This window comes from Peribacillus simplex (genome assembly GCF_001542915.1).
Taxonomy (GTDB): Bacteria; Bacillota; Bacilli; order Bacillales; family DSM-1321; genus Peribacillus; species Peribacillus simplex_B.
Genome location: NZ_LNNH01000043.1, coordinates 58,498 through 81,867, shown reverse-complemented (window position 1 = coordinate 81,867; position 23,370 = coordinate 58,498). Strand labels below are relative to the sequence as shown.

General features: G+C 44.6%; 21 protein-coding genes. 17 read left to right on the top strand and 4 right to left on the bottom strand.

Annotation, left to right across the window (positions count from 1 at the left end; all coding sequences use genetic code 11):
* The first annotated feature begins 9 nt into the window (after nucleotides 1–9).
* The 13 genes from AS888_RS19520 to AS888_RS19455 all read left to right on the top strand — a co-directional run bounded on the left by AS888_RS19520 (nucleotide 10) and on the right by AS888_RS19455 (nucleotide 16,800).
* Entirely contained in the window at nucleotides 10–1,704 is a 1,695-nt protein-coding gene (locus tag AS888_RS19520) for a methyl-accepting chemotaxis protein (RefSeq protein ID WP_061143808.1), read from the top strand.
* Nucleotides 1,705–2,150: 446 nt separating this feature from the next.
* Entirely contained in the window at nucleotides 2,151–2,351 is a 201-nt protein-coding gene (locus AS888_RS19515; RefSeq protein WP_034304915.1) for a cold-shock protein, read from the top strand.
* A 457-nt stretch (nucleotides 2,352–2,808) separates the two neighbouring features.
* Nucleotides 2,809–3,177: an ArsR/SmtB family transcription factor gene (locus tag AS888_RS19510; protein WP_061143835.1), complete on the top strand. Its 369-nt coding sequence runs from the start codon at nucleotides 2,809–2,811 to the stop codon at nucleotides 3,175–3,177.
* Nucleotides 3,170–5,293 carry a heavy metal translocating P-type ATPase gene (locus tag AS888_RS19505; RefSeq protein ID WP_061143807.1) on the top strand — a complete coding sequence of 708 codons (2,124 nt, stop codon included), beginning with the start codon at nucleotides 3,170–3,172 and terminating at the stop codon, nucleotides 5,291–5,293. The genes AS888_RS19510 and AS888_RS19505 overlap by 8 nt, the downstream gene beginning before the upstream one ends.
* Before the next feature lie 198 nt (nucleotides 5,294–5,491).
* A complete protein-coding gene (locus AS888_RS19500; protein ID WP_061143806.1) occupies nucleotides 5,492–6,055 on the top strand; it encodes an RNA polymerase sigma factor in 564 nt (187 codons plus the stop codon).
* A complete protein-coding gene (locus AS888_RS19495; protein WP_061143805.1) occupies nucleotides 6,048–6,779 on the top strand; it encodes an anti-sigma factor in 732 nt (243 codons plus the stop codon). Before AS888_RS19500 ends, AS888_RS19495 begins: the two co-directional genes overlap by 8 nt.
* 375 nt (nucleotides 6,780–7,154) lie before the next feature.
* On the top strand, nucleotides 7,155–8,417 hold the full coding sequence (gene hflX / locus AS888_RS19485) for a GTPase HflX (RefSeq protein WP_061143803.1): 1,263 nt from the start codon (nucleotides 7,155–7,157) through the stop codon (nucleotides 8,415–8,417).
* 660 nt (nucleotides 8,418–9,077) lie between these two features.
* Nucleotides 9,078–10,436 (top strand): NAD(P)-dependent oxidoreductase, encoded by a 1,359-nt coding sequence (locus AS888_RS19480; RefSeq protein ID WP_081092537.1) that lies wholly within the window; start codon nucleotides 9,078–9,080, stop codon nucleotides 10,434–10,436.
* A gap of 26 nt (nucleotides 10,437–10,462) precedes the next feature.
* Nucleotides 10,463–11,749: an NAD-dependent dihydropyrimidine dehydrogenase subunit PreA gene (gene preA / locus AS888_RS19475; protein ID WP_061143801.1), complete on the top strand. Its 1,287-nt coding sequence runs from the start codon at nucleotides 10,463–10,465 to the stop codon at nucleotides 11,747–11,749.
* A gap of 14 nt (nucleotides 11,750–11,763) precedes the next feature.
* The gene (hydA, locus tag AS888_RS19470) at nucleotides 11,764–13,182 is read left to right on the top strand and encodes a dihydropyrimidinase (RefSeq protein ID WP_061143800.1); all 1,419 of its coding nucleotides are present in this window, start codon (nucleotides 11,764–11,766) and stop codon (nucleotides 13,180–13,182) included.
* A gap of 44 nt (nucleotides 13,183–13,226) precedes the next feature.
* A complete protein-coding gene (locus tag AS888_RS19465) occupies nucleotides 13,227–14,705 on the top strand; it encodes an NCS1 family transporter (protein ID WP_061143799.1) in 1,479 nt (492 codons plus the stop codon).
* Between the two features lie 17 nt (nucleotides 14,706–14,722).
* The gene (locus AS888_RS19460) at nucleotides 14,723–14,938 is read left to right on the top strand and encodes a hypothetical protein (RefSeq protein ID WP_057915016.1); all 216 of its coding nucleotides are present in this window, start codon (nucleotides 14,723–14,725) and stop codon (nucleotides 14,936–14,938) included.
* 227 nt (nucleotides 14,939–15,165) lie between these two features.
* A complete protein-coding gene (locus tag AS888_RS19455) occupies nucleotides 15,166–16,800 on the top strand; it encodes a PucR family transcriptional regulator (RefSeq protein WP_061143798.1) in 1,635 nt (544 codons plus the stop codon).
* A 135-nt stretch (nucleotides 16,801–16,935) separates the two neighbouring features.
* Here the strand turns inward: AS888_RS19455 and yhfH (AS888_RS25290) are convergent, their stop codons facing one another.
* Genes yhfH (AS888_RS25290) through AS888_RS26935 form a run of 4 tightly spaced genes read right to left on the bottom strand, consistent with a single transcriptional unit; the run spans nucleotide 16,936 to nucleotide 17,568 of the window.
* On the bottom strand, nucleotides 16,936–17,076 hold the full coding sequence (gene yhfH, locus AS888_RS25290; RefSeq protein WP_081092535.1) for a protein YhfH: 141 nt from the start codon (nucleotides 17,074–17,076) through the stop codon (nucleotides 16,936–16,938).
* Nucleotides 17,077–17,103: 27 nt separating this feature from the next.
* Nucleotides 17,104–17,241 carry a protein YhfH gene (gene yhfH, locus AS888_RS25285; protein ID WP_081092534.1) on the bottom strand — a complete coding sequence of 46 codons (138 nt, stop codon included), beginning with the start codon at nucleotides 17,239–17,241 and terminating at the stop codon, nucleotides 17,104–17,106.
* A gap of 27 nt (nucleotides 17,242–17,268) precedes the next feature.
* The gene (gene yhfH / locus AS888_RS25280; RefSeq protein WP_081092533.1) at nucleotides 17,269–17,406 is read right to left on the bottom strand and encodes a protein YhfH; all 138 of its coding nucleotides are present in this window, start codon (nucleotides 17,404–17,406) and stop codon (nucleotides 17,269–17,271) included.
* A 27-nt stretch (nucleotides 17,407–17,433) separates the two neighbouring features.
* Nucleotides 17,434–17,568, bottom strand: coding sequence for a hypothetical protein (locus AS888_RS26935; protein ID WP_260320315.1), 135 nt, complete (start codon nucleotides 17,566–17,568; stop codon nucleotides 17,434–17,436).
* A gap of 464 nt (nucleotides 17,569–18,032) precedes the next feature.
* Between AS888_RS26935 and AS888_RS19450 the strand changes: the two genes are divergently transcribed.
* The 4 genes from AS888_RS19450 to AS888_RS19435 all read left to right on the top strand — a co-directional run bounded on the left by AS888_RS19450 (nucleotide 18,033) and on the right by AS888_RS19435 (nucleotide 23,359).
* Nucleotides 18,033–18,932, top strand: coding sequence for a diacylglycerol/lipid kinase family protein (locus AS888_RS19450; protein ID WP_061143797.1), 900 nt, complete (start codon nucleotides 18,033–18,035; stop codon nucleotides 18,930–18,932).
* Nucleotides 18,933–19,307: 375 nt separating this feature from the next.
* Entirely contained in the window at nucleotides 19,308–21,341 is a 2,034-nt protein-coding gene (locus tag AS888_RS19445) for a Na+/H+ antiporter (RefSeq protein WP_061143796.1), read from the top strand.
* Between the two features lie 56 nt (nucleotides 21,342–21,397).
* Nucleotides 21,398–21,667: a hypothetical protein gene (locus tag AS888_RS19440; protein WP_185113136.1), complete on the top strand. Its 270-nt coding sequence runs from the start codon at nucleotides 21,398–21,400 to the stop codon at nucleotides 21,665–21,667.
* 306 nt (nucleotides 21,668–21,973) lie between these two features.
* Entirely contained in the window at nucleotides 21,974–23,359 is a 1,386-nt protein-coding gene (locus AS888_RS19435; RefSeq protein WP_061143794.1) for a protoporphyrinogen oxidase, read from the top strand.
* Nucleotides 23,360–23,370: the final 11 nt, after the last annotated feature.

Below are 23,370 nucleotides of genomic sequence, written 5' to 3'. Positions count from 1 at the left end.
GTCATGAGAATGAGATTTTCAAAGCTGAATCCTAAAAATTCACTAATGGCAAAACTATTCTTATTTTATATCATTCCATTCGTGCTTTTTGCAGGAGCCATGGGACTTTGCTTTTCCTATATTACGAATAAAATGATCAATGAGAATGTCCTTCCGCAATTCGATGAGCGTCTTTCTGAAAATGCCCGTAGTCTCGCAGCAAGCCTCAACCCGACTTTGATCAACAAATCTGCGGAACGGGGAGAAGATATCAGGCAGAAATTAGATGCCTTCGTTGAAGACAAAAAGGGTATTGAATATGTGTATGTGCTGAAGCGGGAGAACGATGCAGATACGATCGTAGCCTTGAATGGAAGCGATGATTACATGGTGCAATCGCCCTTCACGCCGGAGCAGGCTCAATCGATAAATGGACAAGAAGACGTATTAAGTGAAATATATAAAGATAAATGGGGAACGCACAAATCATACTTTACGCCAATCAATGGCACGGACGCCATTGTAGGGATTGATATGGATGCGAAGTTCATTGATGAATTGAAAAGCAGAATGATATTCTATAATATTTTATTTCTTGCGAGTGCCATTATATTAGGCGTACTGTGTGCCATTGTCATCGGGAGGAAGATCTCGGGTCCCGTCAATGAACTTGTTGGCTACACGAATGAAATGGCGGCAGGGGATTTAAGTAAATCGATTCCGGTTGGCAGGCAAGATGAGATTGGAGATCTGTCCAATGGCTTTGAGGATATGAGATTAAGTTTATCCCATATCATCGATAATGTGCGTGAACACGCGCATACGATGAATCGAACCACCGTTTCCATCCATCAATCCTTTGAGGAGATGGTGGAGTCCTATAGCCAGATCGTCACGGGGACAACGGAAGAAGCGAAGGCTTCAGAAGAACGTGCCCATCATATTGATCGGATTTCCAATATGATCAGTGACTTAACGGAGACCATCCGCTTAATGAATGAGCAAACGAATAAGATGAATGAATTTACGATGCATGCGAACACACTTGCTGAGCAAGGAAGTGAACAAGTGCAGGATGTAACGAGCCAGATGGGTAAAATCATGGAAAACGGCCAAGCGAATAAAGCCAATTTGGTGAGCCTTGAAGAGGATGTAGTGAAGATAAATGAAGTGATCGGTTTAATCAGGGTCATTGCTTCCCAAACGAACCTGCTATCCTTGAATGCTTCCATTGAAGCGGCACGGGCGGGGGATGCCGGCAGAGGCTTTGCGGTAGTCGCCCAGGAAGTGCAAAAATTGGCTGTGCAAACGGATGAATCGATTGATATCATTTCCGAATCAATTACGCGGATCAATGAACAAACGGCGAAGGTCATCCAAAATAACGATGAAAGCTTTGAGGATATAGTCAAGGGTGTTTCCTTAGTGGAAAACAATGGCGAGATTTTCAATAAGATTTTCGATTCCGTAGAGAAATTGCTGAAGGGCACGGAACAATTGGCCACCCACTCGAAAAAAATCAATGAGTCATCTGATGAAAGTTTAGCATCGATCCAGGAGATTGCAGCGATTTCGGAAGAGGGAGTCGCAACCACTGAACAAATCTCAGCGGCAGCCATCCAACAAAGTACGATCATGAATGGACTGAAGGAACAAAATGAAGAGTTGGCAAACAAATCGGCCATCTTGGAAGAAATGGTTGAAAAATTCACCACCGAAAAATAATCGCTCCATGCCAGGCTATCTATGATGTCTGAACGGACTGCAGACAAACTCCGCTCGAGTTCGTCTGCAGTTTTTTTCTGATAGCTGAACGTTGCATTCAACTTGGCCTGAACATGAAGATGGCATTCCAATGCAGGTGCTTAGCTTTCCAAGATAAGGCGCCATTTCACTGCTGTCGGGAGAGTTTTGGGCGTAAACTAAATGTGTTTGCACTTTTTATACTGATGTGAATGGGTTTAGCTTGTCAGTGAATTCAAAGAGTATTAAAAATTGCTTGAATAAAGTTTGGGCAAACCATTTGCAATCGCTGCCATTTAATGTTATGCTTAGTCTTAATTATTTTTGTTCGGTACTAAGGATACTAAAAGTACTACTTTTCGTTTTCGATGATGACTTAGAGCAAGGATAGTAATAACAATGTGCATATGCACTAGGAGGCAACAACAATGGAACAAGGTAAAGTGAAATGGTTTAACGCAGAAAAAGGTTTTGGATTCATCGAACGCGAAAACGGAGACGACGTATTCGTACATTTCTCAGCTATCCAAAGCGAAGGTTTCAAATCTTTAGACGAAGGTCAAGAAGTTACTTTTGAAGTAGAACAAGGTCAACGTGGACCACAAGCTTCTAACGTTCAAAAAGCATAATTTCAAAACAAAAAAAGGCAGATCCCGTTTGCGGGGTCTGCCTTTTTTATTTTGTGGATAAATCCGATGACAAAAAAACCCCGCTCAGCATTGAGCGGGGAAAGCGGTACAAGTAAAGTAAATCGCTTAAAAAGGTTTGACTAAGTATATCATAGTTCTCCAAGAAATTAGTAAATTAAATATAATGTACGTTTCGAGGAAGGTATAGGGAAATAATAAGTTCCCCCTGACCCTAATTTAAAGCATGAAGCAAAGCCCCCCAAAAATAGGCTCCTTCCTTTTTTTGTGCGGGTAGCCACGCTGGAAATGAAACAAAAACCGATAGGGTACATATAAAGACATATAGGCCGCTTTCACGATGAGGGGGAAGTCGTCATTCAAATATAGGTTTGAATATTCAACAAATTATGGTATATTTTAATCAAATGAAGATTTGAATGAAGGGTGTGGGAAGATGATGGAACAAAAAGATGTATGTGATGTCCATCTGCATGATCAAGTAAAGGTCAATCGCATTCAGAAAGAAATGAACCAGGTCGATATTTCCAGCATATCAAAGCTGTTTAAGGTGATAGGTGATGATAATAGGGCGAAAATAGCCTATGCGCTCTGTGAAGACGAGGAATTATGTGTGTGCGATCTGGCCCATATCATCGGTGCCTCGATGGCGACAACGTCTCATCATCTTCGTACCCTCTATAAGAATGCCATCGTTAAATATCGAAAAGAAGGAAAGCTAGCTTTTTATTCATTGGATGATCACCATATCAAGCAATTGATTCTCATTGCATCAGAACACCAGCAGGAGGTGAGGTCCGATGGCTGAATCGGCTTCGAAAACGTACCGCATCCAAGGTCTATCCTGTACGAATTGTGCGGCTAAGTTTGAGAATAATGTTCGTGGACTGGAAGGAGTAAGGGACGCTAAAATCAATTTTGGCGCTTCAAAGATTTCGGTACAGGGAACTGCGACGATTGAAGAGATAGAAAAGGCAGGAGCCTTCGATAACCTGAGAATCCGGGGAGAGCAGGAACAGGTGTCCCTTAAGGAGCCCTTTTGGAAACAAAAAGAAAATATTAAGGTGGCATTCTCGGCCATCCTGTTGCTGATCAGCTGGATATTGGAAAACCAATTTGGGGAAGGAAGCATCTTTCCGGTAATTGGGTATGCGGCGGCCATCATAATGGGGGGGTATTCGTTATTTCTCAATGGCTTGAAGAATCTCTTTAAACTTCGCTTCGATATGCACACCTTGATGACAGTTGCCATCATCGGTGCGGCGGTGCTCGGTGAATGGGGCGAAGGGGCGACTGTCGTCATCTTGTTTGCCATCAGTGAAGCATTGGAGAAATATTCGATGGATAAAGCCCGGAATTCCATTGAATCCTTGATGAATATCGCACCTAAAGAAGCCTTGATCCTTAGAGGCAATCACGAAATGATGATCGCAGTCGATGAGATCGAGGTCGGCGACACGATGATCGTGAAACCAGGTCAGAAGCTTGCTATGGACGGCAGGATCTTGAAGGGGGCCTCGACACTTAATCAAGCAGCCATTACAGGGGAATCGGAGCCGGTTTATAAAACGGTTGATGGCGAGGTTTTTGCAGGAACCTTAAATGGCGAGGGGCTGCTGGAAGTGGAGGTCACGAAGCGCGTCGAGGATACGACGATCGCAAAAATCATCCATCTAGTTGAAGAAGCGCAGGCTGAAAAAGCGCCCTCCCAGGCCTTCGTGGATAAATTCGCTAAATACTATACACCGGCAATCATGCTCATTGCCTTGGCGATTGCGGTCTTGCCGCCGCTTGCTGTGAACGGGGATTGGGCCGAGTGGATTTACAGGGGATTGGCTGTACTGGTTGTCGGCTGCCCGTGTGCCTTGGTCATTTCCACCCCGATTGCCATAGTCACAGCTATTGGAAATGCAGCGAAAAATGGAGTATTGATCAAGGGCGGAATCCATCTGGAAGAAGCGGGAGCCATAAAGGCGATTGCGTTTGATAAGACGGGTACGTTAACAAAGGGCATTCCTGTTGTAACGGATTTCAAACTGTTGGCTGAAGGATTCAGTCCAGAGGCTGTGCTGGCCATTGCCGCTGCTTTGGAAAGCAGGACACAGCATCCCCTTGCCACGGCAGTGCTTCAAAAGGCGGATGAACAAAGTGCGGAGTATCGCTCTTTAGTGGTAGAGGATTTCACTGCCATCACTGGCAAAGGGATAAAAGGAAACATCAATCAAGAAACCTATTACATTGGCAAACCCCATCTCTTTGAAGAAGTGGCAGGATTAGTTTTTCCTGATGATGTGCTGGAGCAAATCAGCGGCTTGCAAAATGAAGGGAAAACGGTGATGTTGCTTGGCGATCAAATGAAGCTCCTGGCGCTTATTGCAGTTGCTGATGAAATAAGGGAAAGCAGCAAAGAAGCGATTCGCAAACTGCATGCACTCGGTATCGAAAAAACGATCATGCTGACGGGCGACAATAGCGGTACGGCAAAGGCGATTGGAGCGGCGGCGGGCGTGGATGAAATTGAGGCGGAGCTATTGCCCGAGAGTAAATTGACGATCATCAAGCAATGGAAGCAAAAATATGGGCGAGTGGCCATGGTGGGCGATGGTGTCAACGATGCTCCGGCATTGGCAGCTTCGACTGTGGGGATTGCGATGGGAGGCGCGGGCACTGATACTGCGCTTGAAACAGCCGATATTGCCTTGATGGGTGATGATTTATCGAGACTTCCATATACGATCCGCTTAAGCCGCAAAACATTGAAAATCATTAAGCAGAACATCACGTTTTCCTTGGTGATCAAAATCGTGGCCTTATTATTGATCGCTCCCGGCTGGTTAACCTTATGGATGGCGGTTTTTGCCGATATGGGTGCGACCTTATTAGTAACGTTGAACAGTCTTAGATTATTAAGAATAAAAGAATAGTAGTTTAAAATATGTTCCCCGTTGCTTATTTTAGGTGCGGGGAGTTTTTTTATTCGATCTTTCCGATTGTTTCATGTGAAACTTTAAAATGATGCATCCATTTCCCTTTTCAAAACGTACATAGATTAGAGCATAGAAATTGTTATGGATGATCCAAATATTGCTATAATAAGTAATTATGGTAGGAAGGGGACTTCAATGAACGATATAGATGTAGAGCTATACGAGAAAGTTCATCTGGGGGATAAGCAGGCCCTCGAAAAAATATATGATCGCTACGAAAAGATCCTATACTCCCTGTCCTATAAAGTTACTGGGCAGAAGGAATTGGCCGAGGAAGCGGTACAGGAAGTGTTTATAAAAATTTGGACGAAAAAGGGTACGTATCATGCATCCAAAGGGAAGTTCTCCAGCTGGATCATGACGATGACCCGAAATGCAAGTATAGATCTGTTAAGGAAAAGAAGAGATATACCCTCCGACTTTGAATATGAACAGATTCCGAGTGAGAATCCCAGCGTAGAAAATCTCATCGAGTGGAAGGAAGAAGGCGCCATGCTGAGGCAGGCCGTTTCGGAATTAAGTGAGGAACAACGAAAAATGATTCACCTATTTTATTTTAAAGGCCTGTCACAGCAAAGCATAGCCTCGGAGTTTGAAATTCCGCTCGGGACCGTTAAAGGGAGAGTCAGATTGGCGCTTAAGCACTTACGAAAGATTATCCCGCAAAAGTTAAGCAAAGGGGGAGAGCTTGATGAATAATAATCCATGTGAATGGCTGTTAGATTACTTCAATGGACAATTGGATGAAGTCCCTCGGAGGAAGTTTGAAAACCATCTTGCGCAATGCCAGAATTGCCGTGAGGAATTAGATGAACTAACGATGCTAACGAAGGACTTGGCATTTATAGCTGAACCGGTTGATCCGCCAAGTGAAATGAAACAGCGGATTTTGGGAAATGTGTTTGAAACGGAGAAAGAAGAGCAACAGCCTGCATTACAGCAAACGGCTGAAAAAAGAAGAGGAAATGGATGGATGAAGCCATTGTTGGCGGCCGTCTTATTCGCTTCATTGCTTGGAAATGCCTATACCTTGCTTTCTAAGGATGAAGCGGATAACAATGCAGGGGAAAAACGGGAAACCATCGATAAGCTTCAGACGAGTGTGGCCCTGAAACCGGGTGAAGGCGCTCCTTTCAATGGCAGGGCGACGATGGTAGAGAAAAATGATAAAACGGAAATGATCATTCAAGCGGAAAATCTTGAACCGCCAGAAGGCTCACAGGTATATCAGGTTTGGCTCCTGGAGAAGGGTAAGCCTTACAGAGCCGGGACATTCGTGCCGAATGACGATGGCCTGGGCGTAGTGACGTATCACCTGGATCAAGCTGGTGAGCATGAGTGGGATACCGTAGCAATCACGCTTGAGCCCTCGGATGATAGCAAAATTCCTAAAGGGGATATTATCTTGAGCAGTGAATTATAGCAATTGGGCAGGGATATAAGCTCCCGTCCGAGGTTTGTAGCCAAACAGGCTTCGGAACGGTTTCCTTCCCGAAGCCTGTTTGTTTTTTACGATCCTGAAGAGGATGAAATTCGCGAGTAAAAACGCACGATTTCAAGGTCATGATCCGAATTCGCGAGTGAACGCTCCAAATTCAAGGATTAACATCCAAATGGTCGGGAGCCTGTCCTTTTTTTGGCTGAATGTCCTTTCGGGCATAAGGGATTCTAATAAGGAAGCAGCAGGCATTGGAATGGTTAATGTGCTACAATGTGGCAGACATTTAGTGAGGCATGCATATGTTCCTTAAGGTGCAATGGTTCAAGGAATAGGCATGCACAGAAGGGATTTGAAGGGATGGAAATGGAACAGAGGGCAATCCTTGTTGGCGTCAATCTCAATGGCCAGGGGGATTTTGAGTATTCAATGGAGGAACTGGCCAACCTGACGGAGGCTTGTGATGTGGAAGTTGTCGGGACCATCACCCAAAATTTGCATCGGGTGAATTCATCGCATTTCATCGGGACGGGTAAGATCGAGGAAGTGAAGAGGCTCGTTGAATATAAAGAAGCGAACGTCGTGATCTTTAATGATCAGCTGTCTCCTTCGCAACTGCGGAATTTGGAAAGGGATATGGATTGCAAGGTGATCGATCGGACGATTTTAATTCTGGACATCTTTGCGCATCGGGCGAAAACGAAGGAAGCTCAGCTCCAGGTAGAGGTGGCGAAGCTTCAGTATATGCTCCCGCGTCTCGTTGGCTTAAGGGAGTCATTGGGACGTCAGAGCGGCGGGGTGGGCACAAACAAAGGAGCCGGGGAAAAGCAATTAGAGCTTGACCGCAGGAGAATCGAGGAAAATATTAGCGTTTTGAATAAAGAACTCGAACTCCTTGTGGCACACCGGCAAACGCAGAGGAAGCAGCGCAAAAAGAATGCCATCCCTGTCGTTTCATTGGTCGGATATACGAATGCAGGGAAGTCTTCAATCATGAATGCTTTAATCGAAATGTTCCATCCGAATGCGGAGAAGCAGGTTTTGGAAAAAGATATGCTGTTCGCTACGCTTGAGACATCGGTGCGAAACATTCCGTTACCGGATAAGAAGGAATTCCTGCTGACCGATACCGTGGGCTTTGTTTCAAGATTGCCCCACCACCTTGTGAGGGCATTTCGGTCAACATTGGAAGAGGTGGTGGAAGCGGACCTATTGATTCATGTTGTCGATTTTTCCAATCCGGATCATGAGCAACAAATGGATATTACGGAACAGACATTAAATGAGATTGGCATTAAAGGGATACCGACGATTTTCGCCTATAATAAAGCTGATCTTACCGATTTGGAGATTCCCCGGGTGAATCGCAATTCTGTTTATATGTCAGCGAAAACGAAAGCAGGTCTCGAGGAATTGATTGAACAAATTCGCGAGCAAATTTTTACGGACTATATTCGCTGTGAGATGTTGATTCCCTTTGATCAAGGGCAGCTCGTATCTTTCTTCAATGAAAATGGTCATATAACGGATACCGAATATGAGGAGAGCGGATATCGAATTAAGCTTGAGTGCAAGAAAGCGGATTATGAGAAATATATTCGTTACATCATTAAGTCCGAATGAAGGGGCTGTTGATAAGTTGTTTGTTGTTTGTTGATAAGTGGAAAAACAAAAATGGTTTTGTGGATAACTCTGGTGAAAATGCTTTTGTTCCGCTAAGGAACTGAGATTAGAATGATCAGATTTGTGCATAAGTTGTGGATAAAATAAAAAAGCCCGAAAAAACCCTGAATAAAGTTTTGGGGCTTTTTTTATGTGGACAAAATGTTGATAAGTCCGTTGCATGAATATTCATCCGGATAGGTGAAGAATTATGAGGTTGATTGTAGAAAAATGACGAGCTTTAGCGTTTGTTGTTAGGAAATATAACATGGATATTACATTTTGCACAACCTCTGACTGGTAATACTTTACACTTTGTATAATGTATCTGGCGTTTTACCGTTATAAAATAAAGAATACTCAATTATCAGGTTCAGGATCTGTTTTTGAGTTTTTTTAGTTAGGGGGGGCTGTTAAAAGCCGGAGGAAACAGGGACCGCGGCTTGGCCAATTTAGAGAATGATAGATATGAATAGACGGATTGAAGGACTGAAGGCTGAAACATGCGCTGCGCAGAATCCACACATGTAAACCAAGAAAATATGAAGTAGAGAAATGCATGCAATTCCTCCCTTTTTTATTTTTACAAATAAATGTTTGGAAGGAGAATAGTGGATGAGTATGACAAGTCCGTTAAAAGATCAACTTGAGATGAACTTTCAGGAAGCGGAGAGGGGGTTGTCCCGCCGTGAAGCCCTGGAAGAAGCGAATCGATGTTTATACTGCTATGATGCCCCATGCATTCAGGCCTGTCCGACAGGGATAGACATTCCAACCTTCATTAAGAAAATTGCGTCAGGCAATTATAAAGGGTCGGCAAAGACAATCATGACAGCCAATCCCGTCGGTGCCAGCTGCGCCCGGGTATGTCCGACCGAAGAGTTATGTGAGGGCGCATGTGTCCTCAACCATTCGACCAAGCCAATCATGATTGGCAATCTCCAGCGTTATTCCACAGATTGGGCCATCCAAAATAAACAAGCCCTGTTCAAGGCCGGGAAAAAGAATGGCAAAAAAATTGCCATTGTAGGAAGCGGTCCGGCAGGCTTATCTGCAGCAAGGGAATTAGCCTTGCTTGGCTACAGTGTAACCATTTTCGAAGCGGAAAAAAATCCAGGCGGATTGAATACTTACGGAATCGTATCCTTCCGGTTGCCACAGAGCATTTCATATTGGGAAGTCGAACAGGTCAAAAGCCTGGATGTTGAAATTAAAACGAATACACGTGTCGGGTCGGATGTTTCTGCTGACCAGCTGGTTGACGAATTCGATGCGGTCATTTTAGCGATCGGTATGTCGGAAGTTCCGAAGCTAGGGATCGAAGGAGAGGATTTCGCTGGGGTCTACGATGCAATCGATTTCGTTAAGGAGACGAAAACGGGAGCCATCAGCGAAAAATTCATTGGGAAGAAGATGGCGGTGATTGGGGCCGGGAACACAGCGATTGATGCTGCGACCTGTTCGGTTCGACTTGGGGCCGAACAGGTGTCGATCATTTATCGTCGGACCCAAAAGGAAATGACTGCCTATGATTTTGAATTCGAGTTTGCCAAACAAGAAGGGGTCGGGTTTCACTGGCTGACTACCCCCTCAAGGATCTTAGCGGATGAAAGCGGTCATGTAACGGGCATCGAATGTGTGAAGATGGTGCTTAGCGAGGCAGGGGAAGATGGGCGTAGCCGGCCCGTGCCTATATCTGGATCGGAGTTCGTGATACCGGTCGATGGGGTCATCCGTGCCATAGGCCAATCCAGGTATATTGGGCTGATTGAACAATTTGGGATCGAACATGAAGATGGCGTGGTTTTGCTGGAGGCAGACTCCTATAAAACGTCGAATGAAAAAGTATTTGCCTGCGGGGACGTGATTTTCGGAAAAGGTCAAGGGGAGGCGATGGTCGTTTCGGCTGCCCAGCAAGGGAAGGATACGGCTTATGAAATTGATCTGGCCATAATGGGCGAGGCAGTGGATATCGCTTAATAATAATGAAAATTAGGAGGCTTATCATGGCTGATTTATCTATAAATCTTGCAGGTATTAAATCACCCAATCCTTTTTGGCTTGCTTCGGCACCGCCCACCAATTCAGGGTATCAAGTCCAGCGGGCATTCGAGGCTGGATGGGGAGGCGCCGTTTGGAAAACGTTGGGCGATCCCATCCTGAACGTCTCATCACGCTTTGCGGCGGTTAGTTTTAATGGACAGAGAGTTGCCGGTTTCAACAACATTGAATTAATTACCGATCGTCCCCTTGAAGTGAATTTGAAAGAAATATATGAAACGAAAAAGAGGTTCCCCGATCATGCAATCATCGCCTCGGTCATGGTGGAGCCGCAACAGGAAAAATGGCATGAGATCATCAAGCGCATAGAAGATGTAGGGGTTGATGGATACGAGTTGAACTTTGGCTGCCCCCATGGTATGGCTGAACGGGGGATGGGAGCTGCTTCAGGACAGGTTCCTGAACTTGTGGAAAAGCAAACCTATTGGGCAAAGGAAGCTGCATCGAAACCTGTCATCGTCAAGCTTACGCCGAATATAACCGATATTACGGTCACTGCAGAAGCGGCAGTTCGCGGGGGAGCGGATGCAATCAGCATGATCAACACAATCAATTCTTTGGCAGGTGTGGATATCCATTCGTGGAATACGATTCCCCATGTTGGCGGTAAGGGAGCACATGGGGGGTATTGTGGTCCGGCGGTGAAGCCCATCGCCTTGAACATGGTGGCAGAGTGTGCAAGAAATCCAAGGATCGATCTTCCCATCTCCGGAATCGGGGGGATTTCCAATTGGCAGGATGCCGTGGAATTTTTATTGATGGGTTCGACGGGGGTGCAAATATGTACGGCTGCCATGCATCATGGTTTTAGGATAGTCGAGGACATGCTTGAAGGTTTGTCCAATTACCTCGATGAAAAAGGGATGGCCTCAGTGATGGATATTGTCGGTAGATCCGTACCGAGATATTCCGATTGGGGGAACTTGGATCTTAATTATAAGGTAGTGGCCCGCATCAATAATGATGTATGCATCAACTGCAATAAATGCCATATTGCGTGTGAAGACACCTCACACCAGTGTATAGATATGTTAAAGGACTCGGCAGGCAGCTCCTTCCTGAGGGTGCGTGAAGAAGATTGCGTAGGCTGTAATCTTTGCTCTATCGTATGTCCGGCCGATGGGGCAATCGATATGATCGAATTGACAAATGAATTACCGCCGATGACGTGGAATGAACGCCAAGCCTATCTTGGCGGCATTGAAAATGAAAGTGTTGATTTCGCAAAATGATGGAGGGGAAGAATATGAAGAAAATCATAAAAAACGGAACGATTGTAACCGCTGCGGATACGTATCAAGCCGATATATTAATTGAAAATGAGAAGATTGCCATGATAGGCAAGGATTTGACCGCAGAGGGTGCCGAAATCATTGATGCTAAAGGCGCCTATATTTTTCCGGGAGGCATTGACCCGCATACCCATCTAGATATGCCGTTTGGCGGGACGACCACAAAGGATGATTATGAAACAGGTACGATTGCTGCCGCCTATGGAGGCACGACGACGATCATAGACTTTTGCTTGACCGAAAAAGGGGCACCATTAAAGGAAGCGATTGGTACATGGCACAAAAAGGCAAATGGAAAGGCCGCGATAGATTATGGGTTCCATCTAATGATCAGCGAGATCAATGATGAGGTTCTTGCGGAATTGCCGGGCATCATCGCGGATGAAGGGATTTCCTCGTTCAAGGTCTTCATGGCGTACAAGAATGTTTTTCAAGCCGATGATGCCACGCTATACCGCACTTTGCTGCAGGCGAAAGAGCTTGGTGCGCTTGTCATGGTTCATGCTGAAAATGGCGATGTCATCGATTATCTTACGAAGCAGGCGCTTGAAAAAGGAAACACAGATCCGATCTACCATGCGCTAACAAGGCCTCCCGAGCTTGAGGGGGAAGCTACTGGACGGGCCGCAAAATTGACGGAGATGGCGAACGCGCAGCTCTATGTCGTTCATGTCACTTGTGCAGATGCGGTAGAAAAGATTACCGAGGCAAGAAATAAAGGGGTTGATATTTGGGGCGAGACTTGTCCGCAATACTTGGTTTTGGACCAGTCTTATCTTGAAAAGCCCCATTTCGAGGGATCAAAATATGTGTGGTCACCACCGTTAAGGGAGAAGAAGAATCAGGAAGTGCTATGGAATGCCTTGAAAATGGGTCAGCTGCAAACGGTAGGTTCCGATCAATGCTCCTTCGATTTCAAAGGTCAGAAGGATTTAGGAAGAGATGATTTTACGAAAATACCGAATGGCGGCCCCACGATTGAAGACCGCATGAGCATCGTTTTTTCCGAAGGGGTCAAGAAAGGGCGCATCACCTTGAATCAATTCGTCGACGTGACTTCTACACGTGCGGCCAAGCTTTTTGGATTATTCCCGAAAAAGGGGACGATCGCTGTAGGGTCGGATGCCGATATCGTCATTTTTGATCCGGAGGCGGAAAGGACGCTATCCGTCGATACACATCATATGGCGGTGGATTATAATGCCTTTGAAGGCATGGAGATTACTGGAGAACCGGTATCGGTCCTTTCCAGAGGGGAATTTGTGATTAAAAATAAACAGTTTGTAGGTGAGGCAGGAAAAGGGCAATTCCTGAAAAGGGCAAAATACAATGCGGATTTGAAGTCCGCTTCAGGAAAAAAGCTGCCGGTTTGAAGCTTCGGTAAAATGAAGGCAAATGGATAGAGGGGGATTTTTCCATGAGTGTGAAGAAAGATTATCTAAAGTCTCCCGATTTGCTGCCCATACCTCATAATGAGAAAAACATAAGTGCAGCCGGATTTGGGTTCATTTGGGTGGGGATGGCAGTGGTGTTGGCTGCCTTCGCGATTGGCGGGAACGGCGTCCAAAGTTTATCCCTGGGCTGGGTCGTGCTTGCAACGGTCATCGCCTGTGTGGTTCTCGGTTTTTTGATGACAATGACAGGAGATATTGGAGTGGAGCATGGCATATCCTTCCCAGTCTACATGAGGGCTCCTTTCGGAACGATCGGCACCCACATTCCCGCGGTTGTGCGGGGTTTTGTCGCTTCATGCTGGTTTGGCCTTAACACCTACTTTGGGGCGACTGCAATGAATGCCATCTTTGCAACCCTCTTTGATTTTGATAATTGGTTCATCTGCTTTCTCGTTTTTGCCGTTTTACAATTGGTGAACACGGCAATGGGGATCAAGTCGATCGAACGGTTTGCCGACTTGGCAGCGCCCGTTATCATTTTGATTTCCGGCTGGATGTATTTCACCCTTTCCGATCAAGCTATAGCCCAAGGCAGGGAAGTATGGACCTGGATCGAAAGCCCGGTAAGCGGCGGGGCCGCGGGGACAGCATTCATGGTCGTCATCATGGCAAATATGGGTTTTTGGGGGACGTTGACGGCTGATATGCCTACACTCTCCCGTTTTATAAAGGCACCGAAAAATGAAAAAAACTGGTTCAAGCGCAATAAAGGGCAAATCATTGGGAATATTATCACCTATCCCATCACTCAAACGTTCATGGTCATCATCGGAGCTGTTTCTTATATGGCCGTTTCCAATTATGACCCTGTAGTTGCCATACAGGGATCGGCAAGCGGAATGGCACTCGGGGTCCTCTTGATCATGATCGTTTTTGCACAATGGTCGACGAATACGACAGCCAATGTCATTCCCGCAGCTACCATTTTTTCCAATGTCATGGGTCCGAGGATGCCATTTTGGGCTGGGGTCGTTGTAGCGGGGGTCATCGGGATAGTGGTTCAGCCATGGAGCCTGTTCGGTATCATAATAGAAGTTTTATTGATCATTGGCGGAATCCTGGCGTCCATTGTCGGTATACTCGTAGCTGATTATTATTTACTCCGCAAAAGGCGGGTTCATGTAGAAGATCTCTATGAAGCTGATGGTCAATATAGATACTTAAATGGAGTGAATTGGGCAGGAATCATTTCTTGGGTGATTGGTGGAATCGGTGCCACGATTTATGCGAATTACTCCTTTATCATCGGTTTTGTCCTTGGCGGTGCAAGCTATTATGTATTGGCTAAGTTTTGGTGGTTCAACAAATATGAACAAGCTGAAATCATTGATCCCAGTGATGAGAAATATTTGGGCCTATCAGTGGGAAGGGATTGGAAAATAGATTTAGAATCTGAAGAAGACATGGTCATTACAGCTGCAACCGGCGGGGAAAACGTATAAAAAAAGGGGGAGTGCAAATGTCCGAATATCAAGAGTATCGCCTGGAAAGGGAGCAAATCGATTTCTTGCTTGAAAGAGGATATCGAATCACCCGGGTTTCGGAAAATTTAAGTGGTGCGTTTCTCGATTTTGAATTGATCGAGGGGACGAAACAGGAATGGAAGCAGTTGAATATCAAAACCCCTGAAGGAAGAAAATACTTCTCTACATTGCTTTTCAGGAAGTTGAATTGAACATGAAATAGTTATCTGACCTGGGCCTATTCCTTGATGAATGGGTCCTTTTTCTTGTCCCGTTCATTTTTTAAGATTTAAAGGATAGGAAAGCAGAAGGAGATGGAAAAAGGCAAAACTTTTGTAGAATTTTGACGTTAGATTTTCTGACAAGTACTGGAGATTTGAAGAACGTCCGTTTATAATAGGTTTTAAAGCAGTTTTATAAAAGGAAAGGATGTGAATGGATGAATACGTCGATTACGATCGAGGAAATTCTTATGCGAAAGTATTTCAACCTGACCGATATAATTGCTGGAAGCAGTGGAATAAAGCGTCAAGTGAAGTGGGTCCACTGTATGGAAGTCACCCAAATCAGCCATTTGTTAAATGGAAACGAATTGATTCTGACCACCGGCTTGGGTTGGAAAAAATGCGATGACACCTTTCTTTCCTATTTAAAGCAATTGATTCAATGCAACGCTGCCGGACTTTGTATAGAAATGGGCTCCAACATGCTGACAGTGCCGCAAAGTGCCATCGATTTTGCAAATGAACACCAATTCCCTATCATCCTATTTCATGAAGAAGTGCCTTTTGTGAAAATCACACAGGATATCCATACCTTAATCATCAATAAACAATACCAGATGATCTCCAACTTAGAAAACTACTCCCAGCAGTTAAATAAAAATCTCCTCGAAATGGACCATTATGAACCAATTCTAAAATTTCTCCATAGTTATTTGAATGTACAGGTCATTCTGATCTTTAATGAAAATGACATAGCGACCATTCCAAGAACCAAGAAAAAATTAACCTATCAAATGATAGCGGACGATTATGATGAAAAAACGAAACTGAAAAAAACGATGCTTAAACAGGCGATTCAAGTGCTCGGTGAGAATTATGCGGAACTGTACATATACAGTGATGATAGAGAGCTGACGGACTTTGATTCGCTTATTTTGGATAGGACGGCTACAGCGCTGGCACAGCATCTATTAAGGGAATTATATATAGAAGAGAAAAAAATGTCGGAAGAGAGTAAATGGCTGACCGACTGGATCGAAGGGGAGATAGGCGATGAAGCGATCCGGGAGAGGCTTTCCTATATCGACCCGAAGATGCAGCTCGATGGCGGAATGGTTTGCATTTGCAAACAGCATTCAAGGAATAATAAAAGTGCTGCCAAATTGGATGGAACCTATTTTAAAATCATGTTTAGGACGGTGTTTGAACAGTATGGATTTCATGTTTTTTCCATGGAGATTCACCAGCAGCTTGTGTTCATATTAGGAGATAATCGCTCATCTGAAGATTGGAAATCGAGGGTGGCAAGCGCAGTGGATCGCATGATGAAAATGGATCTGGGAAGCCGGAATCGTATGGGGCAGCTTTCGATGGGTTTTGGAAAGCATGTACAAAGATTAAACGAGATTTATAAAAGCTATGAAACGGCACGCGAGACCCTGCTGCTTCAGGATAGTTTACCAGAGGAGAGCAGGAGCATTTTTTATCAGGACTTACATATGCATCGCATGATTTCGCTCTTGAATAAGCATGGAAACCTGGAGGAAACGGTGCACGAGTACTTAGGTCCTGTCATTGAATATGACAAGCAAAACAATGGAGAGCTAATGCCTACCCTGAAGTCCTATCTTGCATGTAATGGATCTAAACAGGAGACTTCCAAACAACTATTCATTGTCAGGCAAACTCTATATCATAGACTGGAAAAGCTAGAGAAACTGTTAGGCTCCGATTTCATGCGATCGGATAAGCGTCTTGGCCTGGAATTCATGATTTTTGCATTGGATTTCCTTCAGTACAGCAGCAGGGACGTCACTGGGAATTATGTGGATAAATATATGGGGAAGTGAAATAAACATGAAGGGTGTCCAAGGGACATCCTTTTTGGCATGGTAAATGTAATGGGAGCTCATATACTGATGAATGGAGGGGGAAATGCTGACATCATAATAGGGGATATGGCAATGGGATGTCAGCATCCTTTTTCAATACTCATCTTTTTTGGATAGGCAATGATCACATTCCAAGAGGTACGATTCAGCTTGCTCGGTGATGGTGGTTCCGCACTCCGTACATTGTTTAGGCGGCAGGTTCCTGAAAAACTCCATAGGGTTTTTAGTTTGCATCATGATTCCTCCTCATATTTCGACCGATCAGTCTTCGCGCTTGGAAAGGCAATGATCACATTCCAAGAGATACGATTCAGCTTGCTCGGTGATGGTGGTTCCGCACTCCGTACATTGTTTAGGCGGCAGGTTCCTGAAAAATTCCATAGGGTTTTTAGTTTGCATCATGATTCCTCCTCATATTTCGGTCGATTAGTCTTCGCGTTTGGAAAGGCAATGATCACATTCCAAGAGATACGATTCAGCTTGCTCGGTGATGGTGGTTCCGCACTCCGTACATTGTTTAGGTGGCAGGCTCCTGAAAAACCCCATAGGGTTTTTAGTTTGCATCATGATTCCTCCTCATATTTCGATCGATTAGTCTTCGCGTTTGGAAAGGCAGCGATCGCATTCCAATAGATAGGAATTTGAATGGTCGACATGTGCTTCACCACATTCGGGGCAATGTGTAACGGAATCGATCGTCAATGAATTTGTTTGGTTTGCTTGCATGTCATGATCCTCCTTGTAGTACAGTTTAAGTTGTTTGTTTGTTGTTATAATACAGTATATACCCGAATTTGGAAAATGTATAGGTATTTTACAGAAAATTTCAAATTTATTTTGCGGAAAGGTAAAAACCCTTTGATGACAAGGATTCACTGCACGATGTTTTCCTCGTTCTTCTTGACGGAGATCAAGAAATTACAAAAAAATAAATCTAATAAATGAAAAACCAATGCAGAAATGCTCGGAATCGAGACCATTTAACCGCCAGTACTGTAACAGATGGTGCAAGTTAATCGAGAAGGTAAAGGAATGCTTCTTATAGGTGAATGTGACCGGCAGCAGGCTTGCTTTGGATGAAGGAGCTTCAAGGAGGAAAAAAATAGGCAATCAGAATATGACCATTGTGGTTTTAGTAATTCAATAAAGAGGTAACTTGCTAATAGAAGTGAATTAATGGGAGGTAGCTTATGTCGAAAGTGATGATTATCATAAATCCATCTTCAGGTAAGGAAAAGGCAGGTAAGATTTTGCCGAATGCAGAAAAGGTGCTGGGGGAGATGTACGATCAGGTGACCGTTCTTAAAACGAAGGGAGAAGGAGATGCTACGGAATTTGCCAAGGAGGCATGTGCCAAAAGGTACGATGCTGTCATATCGATGGGCGGGGACGGAACGGTGAATGAGATCGTGAATGGGCTGGCGGAACAGGAACATCGCCCGGCATTCGGGATCATCCCGCTTGGTACCGTTAATGATTTCGCTAGATCATTAGGTATCCCCCTGAATCCGGAAGCGGCGATAGACATCATTAAGGATAGGAAAATGAAAGAATCCGACATCGGGAAAATCAATGATCGTTACTTCATGAATGTTTTGGCGGTCGGTCCGATCGCCGAGGCTACCTATAATGTATCCGTTGAACAAAAAACCCGCCTCGGCTCCTTTGCTTATTTCATGGAAGGAGCAAAAGCCGTCATCAAGAAGAATCCATTTCCGTTAACGGTTGAACATGACCAAGGAAGATGGATCGGTGAGGCCCATTTATTAATCGCGACAATGACTAACTCTGTCGGCGGCTTCGAGCGGCTTGCACCAGACGCGGAAGTGAATGATGGAAAGCTGCACACCTTCATCATTAAAGACTTGTCTCTCCCCCTTCTCCTCAAGATCATCCCTAGTTTAATAAAGGGCGAGATCAAGGAACATGATGAAGTCGAATATATTCAAACATCCAAGCTCCACTTATCCACTCCCGAGGACATTAAAGTCAACATTGATGGAGATGAAGGCTTCCTCCTTCCTGTCCAGGCAACTGTCTTGCATAAACATCTTCGTCTGCTTGTCCCGGATACGGCATCAGCTGAATGAGGAAATGTGTACCCGCCTGGAATCCTGGATATGTATCACACGAATCATGAATGTTGGAAAAGCTGCTCGGGCCGATGCTGCCCGCTCAGCTTTTTTCGGCTTATACTGATAATACTTCGTCCACCGCCGGCAATAATTCGACCTGTGTCCAATTTAATTCGTCTCGATCACGCTATGAGCGGGACAAAAAAGCGAGATTTAGCTGTTGGGCAGGACGTCATTTCCCTGACTTCGATGACGGTTGATTAGGCGGGGAAAATGGCATCTTTATTCCGGGCGATTCTAGGCAAGAATAGTAATTGCATGAATGAATCGCTCTAAATATGTTACGCTTATAGGTATGAAAATAGATGAGAGAGGATGTTAGATGTTTGTATGGAGTTTTTTCTTATTATATTGGCCCTTCTAATATTAATTGGAATGTCCAATGTAATTAACCATTTTATACCCTTTATACCTGTACCATTAATTCAAATTTCATTGGGGGTTTTGCTGGAGGTCCTGCTTGGGATCCACGTCGAGTTGGAGACAGAGCTGTTTTTGCTGTTGTTCATCGCACCCCTTTTATTCAATGATGGGAAGAACGTGCCGCGTACAGCGCTTTGGAAGCTGAGGGCGCCCATTCTCATGCTTGCATTGGGCCTCGTATTCTTGACGGTTTGGTCTGGCGGTTATTTAATTAACTGGTTGATCCCTTCGATTCCATTGCCGGCTGCATTCGCTTTAGCTGCGATTTTGTCCCCTACGGATGTAGTGGCGGTCAGCGCGATGGCAAGCCGTGTTAAGCTGCCGAAGAGCATTCTGCATCTTCTTGAAGGGGAAGGGCTAATGAATGATGCTTCGGGCCTTGTCGCATTTAAGTTCGCTGTGGCAGCTACAGTCACTGGTGTTTTCTCCTTGGTGGATGCAACGTTTAGTTTCATATGGATTGCGATCGGCGGTTTTGCAGGAGGTGCCCTCATTGCCTTCATCATTATCAGACTGCGTGTGTTCCTTCGCCGCCTTGGCATGGAAGATGTTACGATGCACATGCTGATCCAAATCCTGACTCCTTTTATCATTTTCCTCGCTGTGGAGCATTTTCACCTTTCTGGTATTTTAGCAGTTGTCGCCGGGGGGATTGTCCATGCAATAGAACGGGATCGGGAAATATCACCGACGGTGGAGTTGCAGGTTGTTTCCAAAAGCACATGGTCTGTTATTTTGTATGTACTGAATGGACTGGTTTTCGTATTACTGGGCCTGCAAATCCCAAGCGTGGCGCAGACCATATTCGAAGATCCAGCCTTCAATAACGGACAAGTGATTATTTATATCGTGATCATCACACTTTTCCTCTTCGCTTTACGATTCATTTGGCTCTTGGCGGCCTGGTCGATCGGTTGGTTCACGAAAAAAGCAGGAGCTCAAAAACCAGATATGAAGGCGGCCGGAATCATCACCATTTCCGGAGTTCGAGGAGCTGTAACGTTAGCGGGTTCATTCTCGATTCCGTATGTATTGGCAGATGGAACTCCTTTCCCGGAGCGTTCGTTGATCATCTTCATTGCAGCCGGGGTCATATTGCTGACATTGGTTGTCGCAAGTGTGTTTTTGCCGATTGTAGCACGAACGGACGAAGAGGAGGTCGTGGATAAACAGGCTGACAAATCGAAAGCGGCTGCGATTCACACACATCAAGCGGCAATCAAAGTTATAGAATCGCAAATGACCGATGAAAACCGTGAAGCGGCGTTATCGATCATATCGAGATACCATACGAAAATCAATGCACTTTCCTATGTAGAACAAGAGAAAGAGCCCGCTGTATTAAGAGAAGAAGAAAAGGTTCTTCGCTTCAAGGCACTTGAGGCAGAACAAAGATTCCTCGATAAGCTTATCAAGGATGAGAAAGTGGATAAAGAAACGGCATTTATATGCAAGGAATATATCCAACGGATGGAGGGCGCGGTGACTAACCTGATGAAATTCCGCCTTTTGAGATCCGTAACACTTTTCAAAAGAAGTATGTTGAGAATCTTTAAATTATTTTTCCCTAATAAAAATGAAACAAGAAGATTCAACATTGAGCGGCTGGAAAAGGTGAGGGACCTTAAAGTCAGGATGTATAAAGCTGCCATTCAAGAGATACAAGCCGGCATTAATGCCGAAAACCATGAGACATCCTCGATGATCATTGAAGAATATAAAGTGTTGATTTTGAAATGCAAACGGGAAAATAGAGGCCGAGTCCCTAGTAAAATGGTCGAATATGAAAGAGAGCTATTTTATAAGGCGATTCAGGCAGAGCGTGATGAAGTACAGGAGATGTTTGAAACAAGACAAATTTCCCGTGAAGTTGCCAATATTCTCCGTCATCAAATCAATTTGCGTGAAGCATTGACGATCAATGAAAACACACATCAATAAGAACTTAAGGAGCGCTGCCGATTTCCTCGGCGGCGCTTCTTTGGTATATGGAGGGAATGCTCCAGGCGGCATCGAATGACCCTAAAATAATTAAAGATGAAGAGCGTACCTTAAGAGAGACGGGATCAGATAATCCTGAGGATGGGCATCCCTTCGTTAACATGGCAGGTGACATTCCGGCCTGCTTTTTCGTTTTACATGTTGGCGGTAACATCAGCTCCTTCACCAATGAAAGGGAAGCGATTTTGCTTCGCGGATTGCTTATTGATCGAAAATATCAAGGAAAAGGGTTGCGAAGAAGACTTTGCGGCTCCCTCCGAGCGTGATTTCCGGACAAGGAATCACTTATTTAAATGAATGTGATTGCGAAAATCCTTTATAAGAAATCGGTTTTTCGGGATACAGGGACCAGGAAGGAAGGCAGAAGCTGGTGGATGCAGTTCATGGAGTGATGATTGAATGCATTGGATTCGGAATAAGGGTTCAATCCATGTTGGGATTTTTTTCTTTGTCTAAATTGTTACATGCCTTCAAGGGAAAATGGCCAATTTGAATGGCCGTTTTTAATTATTCGGCTCCATTATGGTACACTTTATTTAATGTAAATTTCGTTAATCGAGGTGTATTCATAGATGAAAACAGTCGTAGTCGTAGGTGGGGGCATTACCGGCCTATCAACCATGTATCATTTACAGCAAGCAGTAAAAACGGCCAGCCAATCCGTACGATTAATTTTAATAGAAGGCAATGAAAAATTGGGCGGTAAAATCAGGACGGTCCATGACGGTCCATTCAAAATAGAGGCAGGGGCCGATTCCATTGTAGCGAGGAAGCAGAATATAAAGCCCTTTCTCAAGGAGTTGGGCCTGGAAGATCAAGTGGTCTATAATGCGACGGGAAAATCATTCATCCATACGGATGGCGTGCTAAAAAAAATTCCTGAAGATGCTTTATTCGGCATCCCGATGAGCCTGGAGTCCTTGGCGAGCAGTGAATTGGTCTCAGCACAAGGCAAGGTCGATGCCTTAAAGGATTTCTATACAAAAAATGAGACGTTTACGAAAAATGACTCGATCGGCTTATTTCTTGAAAGCTTCTTAGGCAAGGAATTGGTGCATAAACAGATTTCTCCTGTCCTATCTGGTGTGTATTCTGGGAAATTAAATGAATTGACCATTGCGAAAACACTTCCTGAAATGCTTGATTATAAAAATGAATATGGCAGCATCATCCGCGGCCTATCGGAAAATAAGGATAAATACCAAAGCAAGGGAAATAAGAAGTTCCTTTCATTCAAAAACGGCCTGTCGGTCCTGATTGATCGCATGGAGGAATGCCTTGAGATGGTGGAAATCATAAAAGGGGTCAAAGCGGAAAAAATAAGCAAGGATGGACAAGGGTATATCGTCGCCTTGGAAAATGGTGAAACGCTTGAAACGGACTTCATCGTATTGAGTACGCCGCACACCGTTGCCCGGAAACTATTGGGTGATCAGGAACTGGATCAAGACTTTGCTGGCTTGGTCGATAGCTCGATGATCAGCATTTATCTCGGATTCGATATCCCGGACAGCATGCTTCCTAATGATGGGACTGGCTTCATTGCTGGTGATAATAGTGACTTGATTTGCAATGCCTGCACCTGGACGAGCCGGAAATGGGAACATACGTCTGAAAAAAGTCAACTTTTGGTAAGACTTTTCTATAAAAGCTCAAGTCCTGACTATGAACGGTTACGCTCTCTTACAAAACAGGAGTTAATCAAAGTGGCCTTACACGACATTAAAAATAGTTTGGCGATTACCGGAACGCCGATAACGAGTGAAGTGACCAAATGGCATGAAAATATGCCGAACTACCATATGAAACACCCTCAAATCGTTCAATCTTTAGAAGCGAAAATGGCCAAGGATTATCCGAATGTTTTGCTTGCGGGCTGTTCTTACAATGGTGTCGGAATACCGGACTGTATTGCGGATGGAGAAAAGAAAGCACAAGCAATTTATGCGAAGTTGTAAATGAAGGGCTG